We start from the raw sequence: 21,052 nt of genomic DNA, 5'->3' as shown, positions 1-21,052 counted from the left end.
GCCCCCATCGCCACCCGCAAAGAGTTCCTCCGCGAGCTGCGCTCCCAGCTCCCCCAGGCCGTCCGCCACCTGCAGCGCGGCGGCATCTCCCCCGTCGACCTCGCCCAGGCCAGCATCGGCCCCGGCATGGCCATCTACTCCCAGTACCGGCGCATCGAGGAGGCCGACGGCCGCCCCCTGACCGTCCGCACCGCCCTCCAGCTCATCAACCAGACCCTCGACCACGTCCTCGCCGAGCAGGAAGGCGACTACGACAGCGAGACCCGCTGGGCCCTGGCCTGGTTCGAAGCCTTCGGCTTCTCCTGCGGCCCCTACGGCTACGCCGAAACCCTCTCCAAAGCCAAGAACATCAGCCTGGCTCGCCTGCAGGAAGCCGGCCTCCTGCAGGCCGCCGCCGGCCAGGTGCGCCTCCTCACCGGCCAGGAGCTGGCCTCCCGCGACCGCGACCAAGCCCGCCAGGGCTCTCCCTCCAAGGCCCACCTGGCTCCCCCGCTCCCCAGAGAGCGCCCGCTCTTCGTCTGGGAGATCACCCTGCGCCTGGCCCACGCCATCCTCGATGGTCAGGGCCAGCGGGAGGCCGCCCAGCTGCTGAGCCAGACCCTCCACTACGGCGAGGCCGTCCGCGAGCTGGCCTATCGCCTCTACACCCTCTGCGAGCGCAAAGGCTGGGCCCGCGACGCCCTGGCCTACAACAGCCTGATCGCTGCCTGGACCACCATCAGCGAGCTTGCCCTCGAATACAAGCAAGACCGGCCCACCCAGGGCTTCCTGGCCATGCAGGATCAGTCAGACAGTATAGCCGTCCAGAGCACCCAGGAAGTAGAATAATATTCAAAGGAGAGAAGCGACCAACGTTTTCCCAAGAGGAGAGCGAGACCAGCCCCTCATAGAGAGCAACGGGAGAGGAGCAACGCCTCAATGGCACGCACCAATCATGAATACGTCGGCCTGGCTCTCACCCTACTCCGGGATGGCCTGAAGCCCTTCGTCGAGCGCCAGATGGAGGCCGTCTACGGAAGCACCTGGAGCTACCAGGCCGCCCAATCGCTCAACAGAGAGCATCTTTCCGGGAACAAAGACCATCTCGCCGATGTCCAGGCCCTCCTGGTCATCATCTGGGATCACTGGAAAGATGTCTTTCAGGAGGTCCTTGGTTACCGTGAGCGCGCCCTGGTGAGCGAGCTGCGCCAGACGCGCAACGAATGGGCCCACCAGGCCTACCTGAGCACCGACGACGCCTATCGGGCCTTCGACAGCGCCCAGCGCCTCCTCGAGGCCATCTCCGCCCACAGCGAAGCCAAAACCTGTGAGGAGATGAAGCACGAAATCATGCGCCAGCGCTACGAAGACCAGCTCCGGCGCCAGGCACGCCAGCAGTCCAACGCACCAGACAGCTCCTTTACTGGCCTGCTCCCCTGGCGCGAGGTCATCCAGCCGCGTCAGGACGTCATCGACAGCGGTTCGGGAGCCGCCGAGTTCGCCGCCAACCTGGCCACGGTCCATAGCGGCCAGGGTCCCTTCGAATATCGCGACCCGCGCGAGTTCTTCCAGCGCACCTACCTGACCGAGGGCCTCCGCTGGCTGCTGCTCAACGCCCTGCGGCGGCTGAGCGATAAAGGAGGCGACCCCATCATCAACCTGCAAACCAACTTTGGCGGTGGAAAGACCCACTCCCTGCTAGCCCTCTACCATCTCTTTTCAGGCCGCCCTGCCTCCGAGCTGGTCGGCGTTGAGACCCTCCTGGCGGAAGCGAGGCTTGACAAGCTGCCCTCCGTCCAGCGCGCCGTTCTCGTTGGCCACGCCATCTCGCCCGGCGAAATCACCGTCAAGCCCGACGGCTGCCGCGTGCACACTCTCTGGGGAGAGCTGGCCTGGCAGCTCCTCGGCAAGGACGGCTACGAGCGTGTCGCCGATCTCGACCGTCAGGGGATCAGCCCCAGCTCGGGCACGCTGAGCGAGATCCTGAGCGCCGCCGCGCCCTGCCTGATCCTCATCGACGAATGGGTCGTTCACCTGCGCCAGCTCTACAAGCCCTCCAACTTGCCGGCGGGCACCTTCGACGCCAACCTCAGCTTTGCCCAGGCCCTCAGCGAGGCCGTCAGCAGCACGTCCAAAGCCATGCTTGTGACCTCCCTGCCTGCCTCCGATAGCGAAGCCGGCGGTGAGGGTGGGCAAGAAGCCCTGCGCCGCCTCAAGATGATCCTCTGGCGCCTCGAATCCCCCTGGCATCCCGCCAGCGTCGAGGAGAGCTTCGAGATCGTCCGCCGCCGTCTCTTTCAGGACCTCAGCAATCCCAAGCAGTTCAGCGCGCGCGACTTCGCCGCCCGCACCTTCGCCAGGCTCTACCAGGAACACCAGACCCTTCCCTCCTACTGCCGCGAGAACGGCTACGAAGAGCGCATCAAGCGGGCCTATCCCATCCACCCCGAACTGTTCGACCGCCTCTACGGAACCTGGTCCAGCCTTGAAGGCTTTCAGCGCACGCGCGGCGTCCTGCGCCTGATGGCCCAGGTGGTGCGCACGCTCTGGATCAGAGGCGACTCCCACCCGCTGATCATGCCCGGCACCCTGCCCCTCGACGAGCCACTCGTCCAGGACGAGCTGCTGCGCAACCTGACAGACAACTGGCGCCCCATCATCGATAAAGACATCGACGGCATCCACGCGCTGGCCACCCAGCTCGACGCGGAGTATCCGAATCTGGGTCAGCACGCGGCTTGCCGACGAGTCGCCCGCACCATCTACATCGGCACCGCTCCCAGTCAGAGCAGTCCCAATCGCGGCCTGACCGAGGGCGAAATCCAGCTAGGCAGCCTCCTGCCCCGAGAGAACATCTCGATCCTGAGCGACGCCCTGCACCACCTCTCCAATCGCTCGACGCACCTCTGGTCCGATGGCCAGCGCTACTGGTACGACACCCACGTCAGCATCACGCGCCTGGCCAGCGAGCGCGCCGCCCGCCTGCCGGAAGCCGAGGTAGAGGCCGAGATCGAGCGGCGTCTGCGCACGCTCCTCTCACCCTCCATCCCCAAAGGCAGCTTCTCACGCGTTCACCCCTGCCCCTCGCAGAGCAGCGACGTGCCCGACATCAACGAAGGGGTGCGCCTGGTCATCTTGAGGCCCGATTCCCCCTACACCACCAGCAACGAAGAGAGCAAGGCATACAAACAAGCCCAGAATTTCCTCAACGAGCACGGCAACGGGCGGCGCGATTTCCGCAACACGCTGGTTTTCCTGGCCCCCGATCACAAGCGCCTTGAGGAGCTAAAGGAAGCCGTACGCCACTACCTGGCCTGGAGTTCCATTTGCCAGGAAAGCGAGACCCTGAACCTCGATCTCTCGCAGCTAAACCAGGCCAAGGCCAAACGCCAGAGCTTCAACGAGACCGTCGATCTACGCATCGTGGAAACCTACATCTGGCTGCTGGTGCCCGAGCAAGAACAGCCTCTTCAGGCCGAACATCTGGAGAAGATCAAGTTGACCATCTCCTCCGGAGCCAAGCTTGCGGATCTGGTCAGCAAGGCCTCTACAGACCTGGAGAAACAGGGTCACCTGCTCCCGACCTATGCCGGGACCCTGCTGCGTCGGCAACTGGATGCGATCCCGCTCTGGCAGGGCAACCATGTCGGCGTCGGAGACCTGGTCAACTTCTACGGGCGCTACCTCTATCTGCCGCGCATCAAGGATCCGAAGACCCTCCTCCAGGCCATTGCCAACGGCGTCAGCTCGCTCCAATGGCGCCAGGAGACCTTTGCCTACGCCGACTTCTGGGACGAGACGCGCCAGCGTTACGTTGGCTTGAAGGCGGGTCAGATCGTGCCGGTGACAGATATCCTGCACACCGGCCTGGTGGTCAAATCCGAGGTGGCAGCCGCCCAGCTAGAGGCCGAGGCCCAGAAGGCAGCCGCCTCAGCGGTCACCAACAGCCCATCCGCCAATGAGAGCGGTGCCAGCAACGTGGGCCTCTTGAAGAGCGAGGGCAGCAGCGCACGCCAGGTCCCAACGGTCAGGGACAGAGCCATAGCCGAGCCTCGCTATTCTCGCTTCCACGGAGCAGTCAATCTGTCCCGTTTCCACCTGTTTACAACGATCGAGTCAATCAACAAAGAGGTGATCGAGCACCTGAGCAGGAATCCCAACGCTCAGGTCAAGATCACACTGGAGATTCAGGCAACCTTGCCCGAGGGCTTCTCAGAGGGTGTGCGCCGGACCGTAGAGGAAAACTGTCACACGCTGAAATTCGAAGATGCCGCCTTTGAAAGCGAGTAACTCGCCCCGGCGCGGCGAGCGTCGCCATGGGTGGCCAGGTGGATCGCGCCCCCGCAACCAGGTGCTCTCAGCAGCCCAGGGTTGCGGGGGAACCATTTTAGAAAAATGGGGGAGCGCGAGGGGGCTGTCATCTCCCTCACTGGTCTACAATGGGCTGATGTGGTATGTGCGCCGCCAGCCGGAGGAAGCCGGTCGGGTCGATGTGCGCCGGTCCAGCCTCAACCGCATCTGGCGACGCTCCCGAGGACCAGGGGGGACCATTCCTTGTCTGCGCAGATCACCCGCGACGAGGAGCGGCAAGCGTGGCGGTCGTTCTTCGCGCTCCGGAAGAACGGCCACACGAAGCACAACGCGCCCGGTTTCCGGCCGAAGAGCCACCTGTCCGATCTCAAATCCGTGCAAAGTGGGTTCAAGGCGGCCGGCGACCAGGTGGACTCTTTCGTTGGGAAAAAGCCGCGAGGATGGCGTCCACGCCGCTACGTTCCGTATCAGCCACCGGCCTGGCGTGGAATACGAGCGGGTGCGGCAGATCGTCATCACCTACGATAAGACAAGCGGGCGTCTGGAAGCCGGTCTGGTGGTGGAGGTCAAGCTCCGCGAGAACCACGGCCAGGGCCGTGTGGCTGTCGATCTCGGCGCAACGCTGCTGCTGACAGCGATCTTTGAGGACAGCACGGCGCTTCTCCCCTCCGGCCGTCTCATCAAGGCGGTTCGGCGGTCTTGGCAGAAGGTACGGGCGAAGGGGAAGCCGCCGGCGCGGGAGAAACCCGGCATGTTCCGGCGGTACAGGGATCGCCCGCAAGGAGCGCCAGCAGGTGGAGCAGATGCTCCACCTCGCCCCCGCCCATTTCATCTGCGAGTGCGTCCGGCGCGGGGTCAAAGAAATCGCTATTGGCGATCTGACCGGCATCCGCGAGGAGATCGACTACGCTGCCCGGATGAAACAGCGGCTCCACGCCTGGCCGTACTGCAAGAGCATTAAGATGATCCGATACAAGGCCGCTCTTCTAGGGATCACTGTGCGAGACGACGTGGACAAGCGAGGTACCTCCCGCACTTGCCATGCATGTGGTACGGTTCGGGAGGGCAGCCGGGTTCATCGCGGCTTATACCGCTGTCGGTGCGGGTGGACGGCTCGGCCGGACGTGAAGGGTGCGCTGAACATCTACGAGCGCGTATTCCAGCTATCTCCCGTCAAAGGGAGGAGTGGCCGTCTGGCGCGGCCCGTGGTCCCCGTCATTCCGGCCGGGATGGCATACGGACCACGAACCGAAGCGCAAGCACCCGTGAGCATCCGCTTAAGGATGCCCCCGCACTTCGGGGGGAGGAGGTCACCTGGTATACGTATGGAGAAGCGTCCGGTCTCAGGCTCCGACCGGCCCTCCGCCTCCTCGTACGTAGGTGGTCCTGTCCTGCTGGCGCGCTCCAGCGGCCCGCGCGCGACCTGAGCGACCACCCTGCAACGGCGCAGCACACCTCAGCCGATCGCCCGCCTGAGCAGCTCCCTGATGCGCTCCTCCTCGACGGGGCCCAGCGCTGTCAGAGCATAGGTCGTCGGCCACATCTGGCCCTCATCGAGACGGGCCACATCGTTGAAACCCAGCGTCGCATAGCGCGTCTTGAACTTCTGGGCCGGCTGAAAAAAACAGATAATCTTGCCATCGCGCGGGCGCGCATAGGCCGGCATGCCGTACCAGGTCCGCGGCACCAGCTCCGGCACACATTCCTTCACCAGCTCATGCAGCCGCAGGGCCATACTTCGATCCGGCTCGTCCAGCCTGGCGATCTTCTCCAACACCTCGTTCTCTCCCTGCTCCCGCTCCTTGCCGGCCTTCAGCTCGCGGGCCCGCTCCCTCATCGCCGCCCGCTCCTCAACACTGAACCCACTCTCGCCTGCGGCCCTGCCGTCAGGCTGACCGTCCTGTGTGGGGAGCTTCTCGCGGGGCTCCTTCTTTCCTGGCTGACTCATAGCAGCCCATATCTCCTTCCTACCTAATACTTACTTGCTTGATCGGGGCCAGCGCACCTCACGCTGCGCCCGGCCCGGGCCCGGCGCCGCCTCTGCTCACCATCGGGCAAGCGCCTCATCTTTATCATTCTCCCCACTGCCGGCAGGAACGGTAACCGGCCAGCCCCTTTCCGCCAAACCGGCCAGAGCGACCGCGTCCAGCCACCGGAGCCGCCGGCGCTTCTTCAGACGAAGGTCTCCAGAGCGGCGCGCTCGGCCTCCCACAACTCATCAAAGAGCTGACTCAGCTCCTCCAGCGAGCAGACCGCCGCACTCAACGGATCGAGCATCAGTGCATAGCGTGCCGGCTCGCGTCGGCCCGTCAGCAGGGCCTCACAGACCAGCTCGTGGACGGCCATATGGGCCCGATCGAGAGCCGCCAACTGCTCCGGCAGTCGCCCAAAATGCAGAGGCTGCACCCCAGCCCGATCGACCAGACAGGCCACCTCGACACAGCCATCCGGCAGATTCTCGATCAACCCGCAGTTGCGCACATTGCCATAGATCACCGTTGGCCTGCCCGTCACAATGGCCTCAATAATCTGCGCCCCGTACTCCACGCTGCGCTCCCAGGGGATTTCCCGCTCCCCCCTGAGCATCTCCTCGATGGCATGCTCGCTCTCCCGCCGCCAGGTCGGCCAGTTGCGAGCATAAAAGCCCGACTCGCCCAGATAGCCGGCCCGGCAATAGCGCGCCACCAGCTCGGGCCGCTTACGGAAATAGGGCACATACTCCGAGAAATGCCCACTGCTCTCCGTCACAAAGGCCCCCAGATGAAGCATCGTCTCAAAGCGCACCGGGTCCAGCTCGTAGATCTCAGGCCGCCGGGCCTGCTCGCGCAAACGCGGATAGAGATCCTCGCCCCGATAGCGCAGCTCTGTAAACCAGGCCAGATGATTGATACCGGCGCAGCGCCATTCCAGCTCCTCATAGGGCACTTCCAGATAATGCGCTAGCTGGCGCGAGGTCCACTGCACGCTATGGCAGAGTCCCACCGTGCGCAGGCGCGTCCCACGCAGAGCGGCCAAAGTCAGAATCGACATCGGATTCGTATAGTTGAGGACCCAGGCCCGCGGACACAACTCCTCGGCATCGCGCAGAATGGACAACCAGGCCGGACCAGTGCGCAGGGCCTTGAAGATGCCCCCTGGGCCAATCGTATCGCCAATACACTGGTCAATCCCATACTTTAAAGGAATCTCGTAGTCCTGGCGCACATACTCCAGCCCGGCCACCTCGATCGTATTGATCAGGAAGTCGCTGCCCGCCATCACCGAACGCCGCTCCGTCGAGGCTTCGACGCGCCAGCGCCTGCCGCTGCGCTCGACCAGCTTCTCGGCCATGCGCTGGGCCAGCTCCAGGCGGCGCCCATCGATATCGACCAGGGCGAAGGTCCCCTCATCCAACCCCTCGCTGAGCAAGATATCGGTCATCAGTTGGCGCGCAAAAACCGCGCTCCCGGCCCCAATAATGGTGATCTTGATCTGGGTCACAAGCGGATCTCCTCCCGCAACAAACTGTCTCCGCCTGCCCTGGCAGCCAGAGCGGACAGGCAGACCTGAGCCATCCTCACCTGGCCGGCTACATCCCACCAACACCTGTTACAGGCAGTATAGCATCTGGCCGATCCACCCGCGAGAGAGAGTCACCTCCCCCCGAGTCAGCGGGAGGGCGGATCGAGAACAACGACCTCCGTGGCAACATTGTAATAGGGGTCGCTCCAGGAGAAGAAGAAGTTGAGGACCGGATTATCGATCTGCAACTGGGCATAGGAGACGCGCGTCCTCCCCGGCACGATCATGGCCTCGTCGACACGCCTTGGCGAAACATAGATCGATGAGCCGTCATTAAAATGGAGATAGACCACCGCCAGCGGCAGCGCAGCGGAATCGCCCGGATTCTCAAGGGCCGTATCCTCCATGCTGACCACCAGCAGATTGCGATGCCAGTGCGGGGTAGCATAGTTGAGCCAGAATCCGAGCCTGCCCGCTAAAAGGATCGAGAAGCAGGCCAGGAGGACCATACAGCAGGCAATCTCCAAACAGCCGATGCACCAGTCCCCGCCTCGCCTGACGGGGGCCGCTGCTTCCTCTGTCCGCTCCATAGGATCACCTCCTGCCTTGAGAGCGGCTCGTACAGCCTCTTACCGGTCTATCGATCAGTACATCCTGACACTCCATGGCGAGCAATCATCTCTAGAAGAGAATATCACATTTTGAGTTGATTTCCAATCGCCGATCCTCTCTCCCCGGCTATGGTCCAAAAGCGCGCCAGGTCACGCGCGAGGGAGAAAGGACAAGAACGGCGCCACTATTCCTTGACACCCAAGCAGCGATCTGTTATACACCTATCTGGCGACAACTGTGCCGATAAAAAAGAGAAGCAGCAGGCAGAGACGGGAGCTCGGGAGAGCCGGGCTGAGAGGGTGACCAGGGAGCCGCCTGGAGGCAGGCGGCGGCGCCGTCACCGACCGCCAGAACCTGATCTGGGTAATGCCAGCGCAGGGAGCGTGTTCCATCGCTCTGCCCCTGATTGGAGAGAGGCAGAAGCAACCAATCGACCAATCGACCGACCCACGATCCCGAGGGAGCTGGCAGAGAGCCGGGCAAGCCCAGCCCAGGCGAGCCAGCCCCTTTTTCATGGGCCTCATCTCGGGAAGGAGAGGATCAGTCGCGCCTCCCTGGCCGGAGTCATCGCCTCATCTATCCGCCGGACGGAGCGGTCCGCTCATGGCGCCAGCATCGGCCCCTGCCAGTCAGCCTGCCAACCAATCAAGCGACCGGCCTGGCCCGTCTCCAGTTTTGCCGCCTGCCCGTCTATTCACCTCGCTAGCTGGCAGCAGAGAGCGAGCGAGTGAAGTAACCGGCAGATAGGAAGTCAGCCGAGAAAGGAGCAAGCCAAACATGGAGCCAGCAATGGAGCCACAGGAACCCGGTGGCCTCCTCCAGGTACGGGGAGTAGAAGCCGACGACTTTCTCAAAGTCGAGCGTCACGGCATGGAGCCGATCCCTGAGAGCGACCGTCACGGCAGCGCGCGCGAGCTAGCCCTGGTCTGGGCGGGGGCGATGGCCAACTATCTCTCGCTGCTCACCGGAGCGCTGGCCATCGGGGCCCCTCTGGTCCTGGGGCTGAGCCAGGGACAGTTGGGCCTGCTGGACAGCGCCATCGCCATCATCATTGGGGCCGTCCTGGCCGCCGCTCTGCACGGGCTGACCAGCGCCACCGGTGCCCGCACCGGCACGCCTCAGATGGTCTTCGCGCGCGCCGTTTTCGGGCACCGCGGTGCCTATTTAGGAGCCTTGCTAACCTGGCTCATGGCCGTCGGCTGGTTCGCCGTCGACTGCGTCATTGGGGGCTGGGCCCTGGTGCAGCTCGCCAGTCTGGCCGGCCTGCCACGCACGCCGCAGATGGCCCTCATCGCCATCACTCTGGTGCTCATCCTCTCCGTCATCGTAGCCATCTACGGTCACCAGACCGTCCACGTCTTCGAAAAGTACGGAGCCATCGTCTTCATGGCCTTCTGCCTGTTGCTCTTCGTCGTGCTTTTCCCACGCATCAACTGGGGCCTGCCCACGACGGTGCGGGGGCCGGCGCGCCTGGCAGCTATCGTGACCGGCGGCGGCTTCATCTATGCCCTCATCGCCTCCTGGATTCCTTTCGCCTCCGACTACTCGCGCTATCTGCCCACGCGCACGCGGGCCGGAGGTATTGCCTGGTGGGCGGGCCTGGGCATTGGCCTGCCGACGGCCCTGTTGGGCATCCTTGGCGTCGCCCTGGCCACCATCAACCCGGCCAATCCCGATCTATTGAGCGTCATCAGCGGGGCCGCCCCTCGCTGGCTGCTCGTTCCCTTCCTACTCTTCGTTGTTCTGGGCGAGATCTGGGCCAATTACTTCGACGTCTACACCGCCGGCCTGGTCGCGCTGGCCATGGACATCCCGCTCAAGCGCTGGTGGTCGGCCCTGCTCTGCGGCCTCGTCGGGGCGGTGGGCGTCTTCTGGATCGGCCTCTTCTCCCATTTCAGCTTCAGCGAAGCCCAGACCTACAGCGAACTGGTTAACCGCTTCCTCAATGTCTACATCGACTTTCTGCTCCTCACCTATCTCTGGGTGCCGGCCTGGGCCGCCGTGCTGCTCATCGACTTCTTCGTGCTGCGCCGTGGGCGCTACGTCGCCGCAGAGCTGACACGCGGCCCTGCCGGGCGCTACTGGTACCGAGGCGGGCTGGCCTGGCGGGCCGTGCTGGCCTGGCTGATCGGCTTCGCGGTCACCATCCCCTTCATCGGCTCAGCGACTCTGCCCTGGCTGAGCCAGCCCTGGCAGGGGCCGCTGGCGCACCTGCTGGGCGGCATGGACCTCAGCGGCATCGTCGGCGCCGTTGTCAGCGCCCTGCTCTACCTGCTGCTGAGCCTGCCGGCGCGGCGCCGACAGGCCGCCCCTGATCCTCAGAGTGCGGCGTCCGAGAGCGCAGCGGGCAGCCAGCCCTGACAGGGCAGAACGGACCCCCTTCGAGACATTCCAAACCAGGCAAGCGACAGCCCTTCAGGCAGCGGCAGCCCTGACGATGCGCTCCGCCCTACGTCGTCCGGGCGCCGCTGCACTACTCCCGCTCCCCTTCCTCCTCCTCCTCCTCATCTTCTCCCTCCGCATAGGACAGAGTGGGATCCTCGCCAAGCTCATCTGGTGGAACCAGCGGGACGATATATTCATTGAGCTGGCGAGCCAGATGCAGCGGCAGAGGCAGCACGGTGGGGGCCCCAAACTGAACGGCCACCTGGTTGCGTAACTCATGAGCCACGACAGCACACATCAGCCGGTCGTCTGGGCGCTCACAGGCCACGGTCAATTCGATGATATGCGGGTTCCAGGCCATGCCTTGGGGATCATAGAAAGGTTCCTCCCCGCCACCTTTCCCAGGAGCTGACTGGCGCTCGCGGAGCGAGAGCTTGGAGCTGGCTTTGCGGGTTTGTGCCGAGGGGGGCTTCTCCTGGACGCTGGCAAAGACGTGAGGGTTCTCCTTATCAAGAAAGACGCCCTGAGAGATGATGTACGGACTTCTTCCTCTGTTGAGAAGATCCCTGTTGATTACGTATCCTTCAGGCACCTCATGCACAGCACTACGTATACGCACGATGCGGAGTTGCGGAAAGCCTTGCAGCTCTGGTGGCAGGTGGCAAGTGATCTGCTCATTGCTCAGCCAGGGCCAGCAGCGGCGCAGGTTGCAGGCATCGCAAAACAGTATCGTATCGTCCAGGGAGGGCAGAACGCTGGTCAGCGTTTTCAGAAGAAAGGGCCAGACCGTCTGGCTGGCGACGTAGGACTGTTTCTCATGCACCAGCCGCAGCGCGGCCTCCCGATAGGGGAGCCAGTCAGCAAAGCCCGGGGCCCGGACGAGGATCAGCGGGCGATCGGAGCGCATATAGAGCACCAGGGGAAGACACTGCGGCAGATGCGTCTCGCTGCCGCGCTGATTGCGATAGATCAGCCAGGTGGCCAGGTAGTGCAACGGCTCGGGGATAGACAGAGGCAATGATTTTGGGGTCGCTTTGGGCACAATGCGGGGACAAGCTCCCAGCACGCCGAACTGACGCAAGAGGTCGAGCACAGCCATGCGGGCCCGCATCGGCAAAGGGCGCTCCTTAGCCCGGCTGGCCGGCTCATCCTCCGGGGTGAGAAACTGAGTCAGGTAGCCCTGGCGGCCAAAGCCCAGGCGCAGAGCCACTTTCGGATCGCCATCCTGGCGGAACGCCTCGGCGTTATCCAGCTCGATCAATACTCCGCAGCATCCGACCGCCTTGGGCAGAGCAGCCGCAATCTCGGCAGCCCGCCCCTCGATAGCCTGGCGCCAGCGCTCCGCGGCTTGCCTTCTCGCTCCCTCTTTCAGCCCCAGCGGACGACCCACCGGCCCAAGCGGCTCGCTACGCACCGTTAGCGCCAGTTCGGGGCTGGTCCAGGTAGCTCCATCGGCCAGCTCCAGGGGATAGCCGAACAGCTCGTGCAGGGCCTGGTAGAGGGCCTGCCGCACCTGCTGCGACTGGTAGCGAATAATCAACGTCAGGGCTTTGGCCTCATCAAGCGCCTCAGCTACTGCCCGTCGGCGCTCAGCGCAGCGATCAGCCTGCTCGGCGAGCTGGTCTTGCTCTTTCTGCTGCTCTTTCTTCTTACTGCCCTGGCGGGACGCAAAGAAGGGATTCGGAAGGCGGACAACGGAGAGCCTGGGGGCAAAGCGCTCCAGCTCCGGGCGCAGGACGAAATCCGGCGCGAGCAGCTCGCTAAAGTGCTCCACCAGGCAACAGCGGTCCAAGAGCGACATGCCCGTTCCCCCGGGATGCCGGGGCTTCATCCCCTGGCGAAAGACCAGGGCAGCCACTGGCCCGCCTTCCTCCCTCTCCAGAAAACGCGTCGGATCATGCACAAGCTGCATAGGATCGGGCAGCCGCTGCGACAGGTGCTGATCCTGCAAGAGTTCAACCAGTTTCCCTCGCCAGCAGAACTCTCCGCCTTTGTCCTTCCCGTCGCTCTCCTGCTGCCCCTCTCGATCCTTACTGCTGGCACACCATTCAATGGGAGCCACCTGGAAGCTCTGGCTGTGAGAGCCTGCGGGCAGCCATGGCAAGCTGTCAAGCAGGTAGATGCTGCAGGCTTGCCTCCCGGGACTGTAGCTGAGCGGGGCCGAGACCCAGCGCCGCACCCCCAGCTTGAGGTGCAGCTGTGGATAGCTTTGAAAAGGTACGGTCTGCAGCGTGATCGTGACGAGCAAGGACCAGTACCAGGTCACCTGCCCATCGTCCTCCCGCTGCGGCGGCCAGGAAACCAGCTCACAGCCGTGTCTGCCGGGCGCGAGGGGGGCCCGCTTGAAACGAAAGCGCCGCCCATGCTCGATGCTCAGCTCATGCTGACACAGCCGTGCGGCCACCACGTCGGGGAGCAGCACAAAACCATCCTGGATGCGCTGAAGGCCGCTCTCTCGGTAGGGACGGGCCGTACCGTTGGGCGCCTGCGACCAGTGGCAGAGATCGATTTCCTCACGGCGCCAGGCCAGCTCGGTCCGCTGGATGGCCTCCATCACCCTGTCCAGAAAGGGAGGACGGTAGACGAGGCGTGCCCAGGCGGCCAGCAGATAGCGGAGCGCGGCACTGTCGGTCGGCGGTTCGGCGGGCCGTTCGGGATTGACAAAGCCGTAGAGCCAGGGCTGCTGCCCCTGTTGCATCGCATTGCTCGTGATCGAAATGAGGTCAGGAATGAGCAGGCGCGCGGCCTGATTCAGGACCTGCACAGGTACCTGGCACTTCTCCGCAGGGCGTCGACTTTGACGCGCCATGGCCTCGCGTAGCTGGCTCTTCAGCTCCTCTGGGAAAGGCAGAACCCAGCAGGGATGAGCGGCCAGCCCTCCTCCTCTTTCCCCCTTCCCATCCCTGGGCAGCCAGAAAGCCACCGGTTGCAGCACCTTGCTACTACTCATAGCTCAGTCCTTTCTCTTGCATCTCCTTCAAACCCTGATATAAAGGCCCGTAGAGTATGTGCACCAAATGTTTATCTCGCTGGGGAAGGGGACTCTCCGGATCAAAGTAGGGGCCCAGGACGGAGAGCATGCCCACGATCAGGCTGCTGCTCTCTCGGTCATCCTCCCCATAGGTCGCCTGCCGAGGGGCAAAGCGCTTGTCACAGAAGAGCACCCGCGCCGGGCAGCCGCCACGTACCAGGCGCCCGATGACCTGCCAGATAGCCACCAGCAGGCTCCAGATCAGTGCCTGGCGCTCCCTGAGCGGCAACGAGCTATAGCGTAGCGGGGTGCGCAAGAGATGTTGCCACTGGGCAAAGGCCGCGCCTCGGAAGCGCTTGCCCAGGGCCTCCAGATCGCCGAACCCGGCTTCGTAGAGGCTGCTCCACCATTGCTGGTCAGCATCGTGTTGAATGGCCCAGTAGTTCATGGCGTGCAGTGTATACTGGATGTCGTCGGGACGCGGATGGGGTCGCACCAGGAAGCAGACTGCCCCAATAGCGGCTTTGCCCTCGTCGGTGAGAATATTGTGGCCGCGCTCGATGGCCTGCAGCGGGGCAACGAGCAGCCAGGCTTCGCGGCTGGAGAAGCGGCTTACCATCCCCCGCTGCAGGCCATCATTATGGCCAGACCAGCTATGCTCGAACTCGGCGTCATCGGGCACCAGATAGGCGACCTGACCGTGAGCAAGGTAATAGTGTTTCACAAGGGCGCGATAGACATGCTCGGCTTCCTGATAGCTGCCGACGACCAGCAAGATCCGCTGCCGATCCTCAGGCAGGCTGGCGCGCAGCCGCTCCAGTCGGCTTGGCAAGAGCTGCTGACCAAGGTGTTCCTGATGCGCCAGGTCCCAGACCAGGTTCTCCAGGGCCAGCAAACGTGCCTGTCCCTGCTTGCCTGAGATTGCGATCGCCTCTTGGGTGCGCTCGTCGCGGGAGAAACAGTAAGCAAACTGGCTCTGGGCAATGGCCTCCAGCTCCTCCTGCGGGGGCAGCAGCACGCCATGCACCGGTAGCTGCAAGTGGTAGATTGGCGAGCTGCCCGCCCAGCTTGTCCCCGAGAGCAGCACTACGTGAGGGCCAGCCAGATTCTCAGCCGCCAGAAAGTCATGCAAATGCAACAGCAGCCAGCGCCCCACGCCTATGCAGCGGAAAAAGCGCAGCTCGCCCGGCCCGTTCGCCTGATCCGTTGTATGTACATACTGGAACCCAAGAATGTTGCCCATTGGGGCATCGGGCAGCCAGGGAGCATAATCGGGAGGTGGACTATAGAAGAGGGCCGTGCTGCTCCCTTCGAGGCCGAACAGCGCCTCTACCTGCCGCCAATCACGGATGAGGGTATCGAGGCTATCAGCCAACACCTCCAGCATGAGGGCGAACTGCAGGCGCAAAGCCCAGGTTGTCAGCTCCTGCCTGTCCAGGCAGACATGCGGCTGCCTCTCTAGCCAGCGACATAGACGCTCGCGCACGGCCTCCTGCTGCGTCAGGTTTATAGACTGGCGCGCCAGATCGGCCAGTTCATGCTCTCCGTATTCGCCAAGCGGATCGTCGAGAAAGAGCGCCAGGGCTTGCCAGAACTCCTGATAGCGCTTATCGCTGTAGGGCTGTTCGCTGTCGGCCAGACCACAGACAGCAATCGTCAGCTTTTCAAGCAGCGTGAAAGCGCTGAAGTAGCTGCGCTGTTCCTCGATCCAGCTCCTGAGCGCGGGCTGACCCAAGAGGAGACCATAGAGATTTAGGGCTGCTTGTTGGGCGCTGTGCAGCTTCTTCACCCAGGCCAGCACACGATCGTCACTCACCTGTCCCAGGCCCGCGCGGTAGAGGGCCGCGGAAACCCTGTCGAAAAGCTTGCCCAACCAGGAGTCACCCCCCTGGCTGACCAGGGTCAGGCTGGGATTGAACAGTTCATCAAGCTGTACCTGGACCCGATCGGCCTCATCGACCACCACCAGGTCGCAGAGACGATAGACCAGCTCCAGGAAACGCAGGCGAGAAGGGCAGAGCTGAGGGTCAACACTGGTGTAGATCAGGCTCTGCGGCGTGGCGACCCAGATGGCCGCCTCAACAAGCTCATGCTGCGCTAGATGATAGGGGCAGACAGCATAGAACGGGCAGGCGTAGCTTCCACCACCTCCAACGTGCTCACCCTCCTCGCCCTCGAGCTGCTCCTCTTGCCAGATCTCCTCCTCCTCTTCATCTTCCCTGATCTTCCTGAGAGCCAGGCAGGGACGGGGATCCAGACGGAAAGGCCGCGACTCCTCTCTTCGAAAACCATCGAGCAGACAGGCGGTACCGGTGTAGTCCAGGCCAATATGCTCGTGCAGCAAGGGGTGAACGCCATGAACGGTAGAGAGGATCTGGTGGAGCCGTCTCCGATGCTTGCTACGATTCGTCGCGCCGAGCACGGGCGCGGCACTCAGGCCCAGTTGATGGAAGTATTGCACGCGCTCTAGCAGGCTGGTAACATCGCCGACGACCAGGGCAACGCGCCGCCGCTGGCGGGCCGCCCACACCGCCAGCACATCCATCAGCGTGGTTTTTCCTGCGCCCACCATTCCCACCAGATGCAGCGTTCCCTGCAGAACCAGCTCCCTGGCTTCGCAAAATGGACTGTCCTCAGTGGGCGAAAGGCAGAGCCGTACCCGTTCAAGTGTTTGGCGCCAGTGACGTGGCGGCAGGCCTCGCCGCGCCTCCTCTTCGTCCATCCAGCCCGCTGTAGCGATCAACTCCTCCCAGGAAATCGTGAGGGCAGGGTGCTGATCGCGCCTCGGCAGTTGGTAGCCCTGCGGCGGCCCAGGCAGAGGAAGATCATCGGCTATGGTAACAGCTACTCGACGCCGTCCATCGGAGCAGCGATAGCGGCCCGCCGTCGCCATGCGCAGCTTGCGCTCAACATGCGGCACAGGCTGGCGATAGAGCTGGGCGTAGAGGGCCTGGCGCTCTGGATAGAGGCTAACCGCCCGCAGGCAGTAGCGCCCGGTCTGTAGATCGACATCGTAGAGACGGAGCCGCTCGCTGACCTTGCAGTAGCGCGCTAACGCCTGCTCCCAGCGCCGCGGGCTTTTAAAGGGCAGCAGCAAATGGCGAGCTATGCTCACCATGCGCACCTTCTCCGACGGCGGGCAGCCGCTGGCGGGCAGAGGAAAGGAGTAGCCTGTGAGCAAAGCCCACAGGCTCCGTGCCGAGGAGCCGGGCGCCAGTTCAGAGAGCAAGGTCAACCCCAGCTCAACCTCCACTATTTCGCGGATCGTCAGCTCCATCTGGCCGGCCGGCTTGCCGGCCTCGGACCGCCCTCCCACTTTGGCCAGCGCCGCCTTCAGACCCTTCTCTATCTCCTTGACCATTGCTGGTTTAGCACGCATAGCAACCTCATCGACATAACTTCAGAACTTCCCTGACAAAGTCATCCTCGAACTCCGCTTTAATGCCGCTTTCTTCCAGCGAGGGACCTCCCAGCGCATCGTAGGCCGACTTGAAGGCTCGCACATAATCGGGCTGATGGGTCTTGCGCTCCTGGGGAAAGACATAGTACGGCTGGCTGCCCGGCTCACAGAAGAAGCCTTTGGGCTTGACCCGCCTGGCCAGCAGATAGGGATTGGCCCAATCCTTGACGTCAACGGCCAGCGTGCCGCGGGGAACCACGACGCGCAGATCGTAGCGATCGTAGTCGGGCCACATCTCTACCAAGGCTCCCTGCTCGCGCAAACGGCGCTCTAGACGCAGCTCGGCCCTGCCGGGCCACATCACGAACCAGAGCAGACCCCGCCTCAGAGAGGCCACCTCTTCACTGGGGACAAGACGACGTAGCGGCTGCCTGCGCTGACTTCCATCGCCGCTGGCCGCCGACAGCGCGGACACCGCCAGGGGCATCTGGTAGCAGCGTTCAATGCTACAGAGCAGCCGCAGGCCAGTGTGGTCAGGCTGGAGCAGCGCGCCACAAGTAGGACAGCAGTAGAAGGCACCCTTGTAGAGGGCCTCATAGGGAGCCTCCACGTAAGCCTCACGCAGCAGATCTTGCAGCTGCGCCAGCTCAGGGGAAGCATTGAGCTGCCTGACAAGCTCTGCGGCTGTGACGACCGGGTGCTCTATCAGCCAGCGTCGCAAAGCAACATAGGTCTGCGGCCCCTGCTGCTGGCAGCGGCTAAAGACCTGCTCCATAAAGGCCCGCTCCATGAGATCAGCCTCAACTTCATCCGTAGAGCAGGCCAGCTCTAGACAAAGCTCCGACGGCAGATGGCCGTGAAGCAATACTTCCTCGCTCACCAGCTCTCGGCCCAGGGCCTCTAGATTCAGAGACCACTCGCCTAGCGGTCGACGGCACCAGGAAAGCAGATGCGGCACGCTTTTGATGAGGGGAAGTTGCTGCCGATAGCGCAGAGCGTTGAGGAGGTCCAGCCCACGCTGCAGCGGATCGGGATAGTCCCCGTCAAACTCCCTCCCATGGGCGTGCTGCTCTTGATAGCGCACGATGCCTGTCGCGATGAAATGCAGAATCAGAAGGGGCAAAGGTAACAGCTCCTGCCCTTCAGCACGGGCAGCACTGGCTCTTTCAGGATGGCTCATTCGCGGTGTTTTCCTTCCTTCCTCTACAAGGCCCGTCACCCCAGCAGCTCCGAGTCGTGACTTCGCCACACTCTTCCATTTTTCACTCCACGGCCCAAGTGGAAGCTCTCAGGAGAAAGACCATCTCCTCAGTGGAGATACTGCCAGACCCCCATCTTTTCAACCATGTTCTTCTCTCGCCAGTTCACCTGGCCTGTAGATTCCTCCTGGCAATGATGAAGTGTTTTTTTACTTCAAAATATTGAGCATCACAGGATGCGCTATAATGATAGCAGGTACCACTCACAGAGTAAAGGCCCGTCCCGCTCAGGCTGCCCCTCTCTCATTCTTGATCTTCCTTGAGCCGACGGACCAGTTGACAGAGTGGGGAAAATCTAGTCAGGAGATCCTATACAGCGCTGGCGGCCCTTCCCGTCGGCAGAAGGAACGGGAAGCGACTGCCAGGACAGCGACCAATGAACCTCAACCCACGGGCTTCTGATCATGTTGGTGATGGAGATCTATCGCTCGATTCAGGGCGAGGGAACGTTGATGGGCGTTCCGACAACCTTCGTGCGCTTTTTTGCCTGCAACCTGCGCTGCTCGTGGTGTGATACCAGGTACTCATGGAGCGTGCGCGAGGGTGGCAGTTGGGAGACGCTTCCTCCCGAGACGGTGGCGGAGCGAGTGAGCGCCCTCGGGGCGCGCCACGTGGTGCTCACCGGCGGCGAGCCAACCTTGCAGAAGGAGCTGCCTCAGCTCGCGGCCCTGCTCAAAGCCCAGGGGCATCACCTGACGATCGAAACAAATGCCACGATCTTCCCGGCCCCCGCCGTGCCACTGATCGATCTGTGGAGCCTCTCGCCGAAGCTGCCCAGCGCCGGTAGCGGAGCCAACTATCTGCGCCATCCGGTCATCGAACAGTTTCTGCACAGTCTGGACCCCAGAAAGCAGCAGTGGAAGTTCGTCGTGCGCGATGCCCAGGACGAACAAGCTCTGCGCGCCCTGCTGGAGGTTCACCCGCTCTTCAAAGAGCGCCGCCTGCCGATCATCCTGCAACCTGAGGGCGACGCCGCTCTGCCAGACTATCCCGCCGCCCTGGCCTGGCTGGCCGAGCGTCTGCGCGATCCTTTCTGGGATCAATACCATGTGCGCGTCCTGCCTCAGCTGCATGTGCTGATTTGGGGACGCCGCCGCCTGGTCTAGCCTACCTCGACCACCCGCCGCCAGCGGAGCAGGGAAGCCGCCCGGCCCGCTGGCAGCACCGGCTTCACCCCTTCTCAGCGAGCGCGCCTCTGGCTAATCAAGGGGGACAGGCGTCGGTGGCAGTACGGTCACTTTGAGGCTGACACAGGTCGCCACGGGACTGCCCGCCGAGAGACCCGCCCCTTGCAAACACACCAGGGGCGCATAGGTGCCAATTTGACTATAGACATGGGTGGCAACCAGCGTTATGGGCGGCACCCGACAGGCATCCGCGCACAGGGGGTAGCTCCAGAGGCTGCCGTCTCCCCAGGCGACCAGAACTTCCGTAAAAAGCGTCGGCTGATAGCAATAAACGCTAATGAGGATCTTGGCCGGCTGGCCAAGCACCACCTGCTGCTCCGGTGGTGTCGCCGAGAGACAGCTCGCCGGGACGGTCGCAACAGCGGCAGACAGCGAGGCGGCCCGCACCTGGCCAGCCCCCAGGAACAGGAGCGCCGCCAGCCAGACCAGCAGAGAGAGAGAGAATAGCAGTGCTGAAATCCTTTTCATGATCACGCTTCCTTTCTTGATTTCCAGCCTGAGTTTCTACACCACACCTGGGGTGTGACAGAGAGGCGCTCGGAAGAACGTTCGAGGCGGACGAACGATGCTGAACGGGCCGAGGAGATGGCGCCAGGGAGGCCGGCTGGCCCGCCTTGCGAGAGCTTCCCTGCTCAGCTATAAGTGTAGCCTGGCTTGCCCGAAAAGTCAACTTCAGTCATCTATCTAGAGACAAGTCAGCAAACCAAAAGAGAATCTTGACCTGCCCCCCAGACCTGGAGACAAACTCTGCCTATACTCTGTCTGCTGAGTGCTCTCTGCCTGTCGAGTCGCTCTCTTACAGCAGCGGGCCATATGATCTCTATCCCACTCTGATCTTTATTCATCACCAATTACTATTAGTATCCAGAGTAAATCATCCTGATAATTTTTAATTATTTTCGATCATACAAAGAAATTTTCAGAGATTGAAATATCATTGAAGATCTTCAAGCAGGAAAGGCCAGGAAACGTGAGCCTTGTTCCCCTGCCCAGCCGAAGGAGCGGTCTCTTGACCCGCCGGGACCGGCCAGCGCCTTCGCCGGACGCGGACGGTCCTCTTGTCCTTACAGGTAGACAGAGAGAGGCAGGCGGGAGAACGGGTCCTTTGGCCATTCAAAGAGGAAAGAGCATGCACATCGACCAGCCGGCAAGGGGAGCCGGCTGGCTCGTGGTGAGTGTCCTGCGGCTAACGGCCCTGGTCGTCAGCGGGCCCCTTAGCCTCGCCTCGCAACGCACACGGCCTAGGCCGCCAGCATCATCACTATCAACGGGGCCGGGCCGCGCGCTACCCTACCAGGCCATCGACGGCTTTGGCCTCTCGGGCGCCTTTGGGTCGGCCCAGGAGCCGGAGCAGTTGCCGAGCAGTCTCCAGCGCCAGATTCTCGACCTGCTCTTCAGTTAGAGCAGCGGCGCTGGCTTCTCGATCTCGCGCAACCTGCTGCCCTCC

The 21,052-nt window shown here is 63.0% G+C and carries 12 protein-coding genes, 1 pseudogene and 1 riboswitch; of the genes and pseudogenes, 6 read left to right on the top strand and 7 right to left on the bottom strand.

Annotated features, from left to right (window positions below; genetic code table 11):
• The 3 genes and pseudogenes from ACFMO7_RS20880 to ACFMO7_RS20870 all read left to right on the top strand — a co-directional run.
• Positions 1–828 (top strand): annotated as a pseudogene (locus ACFMO7_RS20880) (hypothetical protein); the annotation flags it as partial.
• Positions 829–918: 90 nt separating this feature from the next.
• On the top strand, positions 919–4,269 hold the full coding sequence (locus ACFMO7_RS20875) for a Swt1 family HEPN domain-containing protein (protein ID WP_376797417.1): 3,351 nt from the start codon (positions 919–921) through the stop codon (positions 4,267–4,269).
• Positions 4,270–5,093: 824 nt separating this feature from the next.
• Entirely contained in the window at positions 5,094–5,717 is a 624-nt protein-coding gene (locus ACFMO7_RS20870) for a zinc ribbon domain-containing protein (protein ID WP_376797418.1), read from the top strand.
• 29 nt (positions 5,718–5,746) lie between these two features.
• On the opposite strand, the gene ACFMO7_RS20865 is transcribed toward ACFMO7_RS20870, so the two are convergent.
• The 3 genes from ACFMO7_RS20865 to ACFMO7_RS20855 all read right to left on the bottom strand — a co-directional run bounded on the left by ACFMO7_RS20865 (position 5,747) and on the right by ACFMO7_RS20855 (position 8,381).
• Positions 5,747–6,238 carry an iron chaperone gene (locus ACFMO7_RS20865; protein ID WP_376797416.1) on the bottom strand — a complete coding sequence of 164 codons (492 nt, stop codon included), beginning with the start codon at positions 6,236–6,238 and terminating at the stop codon, positions 5,747–5,749.
• Between the two features lie 224 nt (positions 6,239–6,462).
• Positions 6,463–7,770 carry an alpha-galactosidase gene (gene melA, locus ACFMO7_RS20860; RefSeq protein ID WP_376797415.1) on the bottom strand — a complete coding sequence of 436 codons (1,308 nt, stop codon included), beginning with the start codon at positions 7,768–7,770 and terminating at the stop codon, positions 6,463–6,465.
• A 167-nt stretch (positions 7,771–7,937) separates the two neighbouring features.
• Positions 7,938–8,381 carry a hypothetical protein gene (locus ACFMO7_RS20855; protein ID WP_376797414.1) on the bottom strand — a complete coding sequence of 148 codons (444 nt, stop codon included), beginning with the start codon at positions 8,379–8,381 and terminating at the stop codon, positions 7,938–7,940.
• A 281-nt stretch (positions 8,382–8,662) separates the two neighbouring features.
• A riboswitch (TPP riboswitch) is annotated at positions 8,663–8,801 on the top strand.
• 379 nt (positions 8,802–9,180) lie between these two features.
• Here ACFMO7_RS20855 and ACFMO7_RS20850 point away from each other — a divergent pair.
• Entirely contained in the window at positions 9,181–10,764 is a 1,584-nt protein-coding gene (locus ACFMO7_RS20850) for a purine-cytosine permease family protein (protein ID WP_376797413.1), read from the top strand.
• Positions 10,765–10,876: 112 nt separating this feature from the next.
• Here the strand turns inward: ACFMO7_RS20850 and ACFMO7_RS20845 are convergent, their stop codons facing one another.
• The 3 genes from ACFMO7_RS20845 to ACFMO7_RS20835 are packed head-to-tail and all read right to left on the bottom strand — an operon-like array spanning position 10,877 to position 18,339.
• Positions 10,877–13,738, bottom strand: a complete 2,862-nt coding sequence (locus ACFMO7_RS20845; RefSeq protein ID WP_376797412.1) for a pPIWI_RE module domain-containing protein — start codon at positions 13,736–13,738, stop codon at positions 10,877–10,879.
• Complete coding sequence (locus tag ACFMO7_RS20840) at positions 13,731–17,138, bottom strand: hypothetical protein (protein WP_376797411.1); 3,408 nt, start codon at positions 17,136–17,138, stop codon at positions 13,731–13,733. The genes ACFMO7_RS20845 and ACFMO7_RS20840 overlap by 8 nt, the downstream gene beginning before the upstream one ends.
• Before the next feature lie 7 nt (positions 17,139–17,145).
• Complete coding sequence (locus tag ACFMO7_RS20835; RefSeq protein WP_376797410.1) at positions 17,146–18,339, bottom strand: hypothetical protein; 1,194 nt, start codon at positions 18,337–18,339, stop codon at positions 17,146–17,148.
• A 483-nt stretch (positions 18,340–18,822) separates the two neighbouring features.
• Between ACFMO7_RS20835 and ACFMO7_RS20830 the strand changes: the two genes are divergently transcribed.
• A complete protein-coding gene (locus ACFMO7_RS20830) occupies positions 18,823–19,524 on the top strand; it encodes a 7-carboxy-7-deazaguanine synthase QueE (RefSeq protein ID WP_376797409.1) in 702 nt (233 codons plus the stop codon).
• A 93-nt stretch (positions 19,525–19,617) separates the two neighbouring features.
• On the opposite strand, the gene ACFMO7_RS20825 is transcribed toward ACFMO7_RS20830, so the two are convergent.
• The gene (locus tag ACFMO7_RS20825) at positions 19,618–20,073 is read right to left on the bottom strand and encodes a hypothetical protein (protein ID WP_376797408.1); all 456 of its coding nucleotides are present in this window, start codon (positions 20,071–20,073) and stop codon (positions 19,618–19,620) included.
• A 661-nt stretch (positions 20,074–20,734) separates the two neighbouring features.
• Between ACFMO7_RS20825 and ACFMO7_RS20820 the strand changes: the two genes are divergently transcribed.
• A complete protein-coding gene (locus ACFMO7_RS20820; RefSeq protein WP_376797407.1) occupies positions 20,735–21,007 on the top strand; it encodes a hypothetical protein in 273 nt (90 codons plus the stop codon).
• Positions 21,008–21,052: the final 45 nt, after the last annotated feature.

It is taken from the genome of Thermogemmatispora sp., from assembly GCF_042408735.1.
In the GTDB taxonomy this organism is placed as follows: Bacteria; Chloroflexota; Ktedonobacteria; order Ktedonobacterales; family Ktedonobacteraceae; genus Thermogemmatispora.
Note: the sequence above shows the minus strand (reverse complement) of the source record. Positions and strands in the feature narration are given on the sequence as shown.

What these genes read in the sequence shown, in the direction of transcription:
- ACFMO7_RS20855 (WP_376797414.1), bottom strand. Translation starts at nt 8,381, where the DNA reads ATGGAGCGGACAGAGGAAGCAGCGGCCCCCGTCAGGCGAGGCGGGGAC.
- ACFMO7_RS20840 (WP_376797411.1), bottom strand. Translation starts at nt 17,138, where the DNA reads ATGCGTGCTAAACCAGCAATGGTCAAGGAGATAGAGAAGGGTCTGAAG.
- ACFMO7_RS20830 (WP_376797409.1), top strand. Translation starts at nt 18,823, where the DNA reads ATGTTGGTGATGGAGATCTATCGCTCGATTCAGGGCGAGGGAACGTTG.
- ACFMO7_RS20865 (WP_376797416.1), bottom strand. Translation starts at nt 6,238, where the DNA reads ATGAGTCAGCCAGGAAAGAAGGAGCCCCGCGAGAAGCTCCCCACACAG.
- ACFMO7_RS20850 (WP_376797413.1), top strand. Translation starts at nt 9,181, where the DNA reads ATGGAGCCAGCAATGGAGCCACAGGAACCCGGTGGCCTCCTCCAGGTA.
- ACFMO7_RS20845 (WP_376797412.1), bottom strand. Translation starts at nt 13,738, where the DNA reads ATGAGTAGTAGCAAGGTGCTGCAACCGGTGGCTTTCTGGCTGCCCAGG.
- ACFMO7_RS20870 (WP_376797418.1), top strand. Translation starts at nt 5,094, where the DNA reads ATGCTCCACCTCGCCCCCGCCCATTTCATCTGCGAGTGCGTCCGGCGC.
- ACFMO7_RS20875 (WP_376797417.1), top strand. Translation starts at nt 919, where the DNA reads ATGGCACGCACCAATCATGAATACGTCGGCCTGGCTCTCACCCTACTC.
- ACFMO7_RS20820 (WP_376797407.1), top strand. Translation starts at nt 20,735, where the DNA reads ATGCACATCGACCAGCCGGCAAGGGGAGCCGGCTGGCTCGTGGTGAGT.
- ACFMO7_RS20825 (WP_376797408.1), bottom strand. Translation starts at nt 20,073, where the DNA reads ATGAAAAGGATTTCAGCACTGCTATTCTCTCTCTCTCTGCTGGTCTGG.
- ACFMO7_RS20835 (WP_376797410.1), bottom strand. Translation starts at nt 18,339, where the DNA reads ATGAGCCATCCTGAAAGAGCCAGTGCTGCCCGTGCTGAAGGGCAGGAG.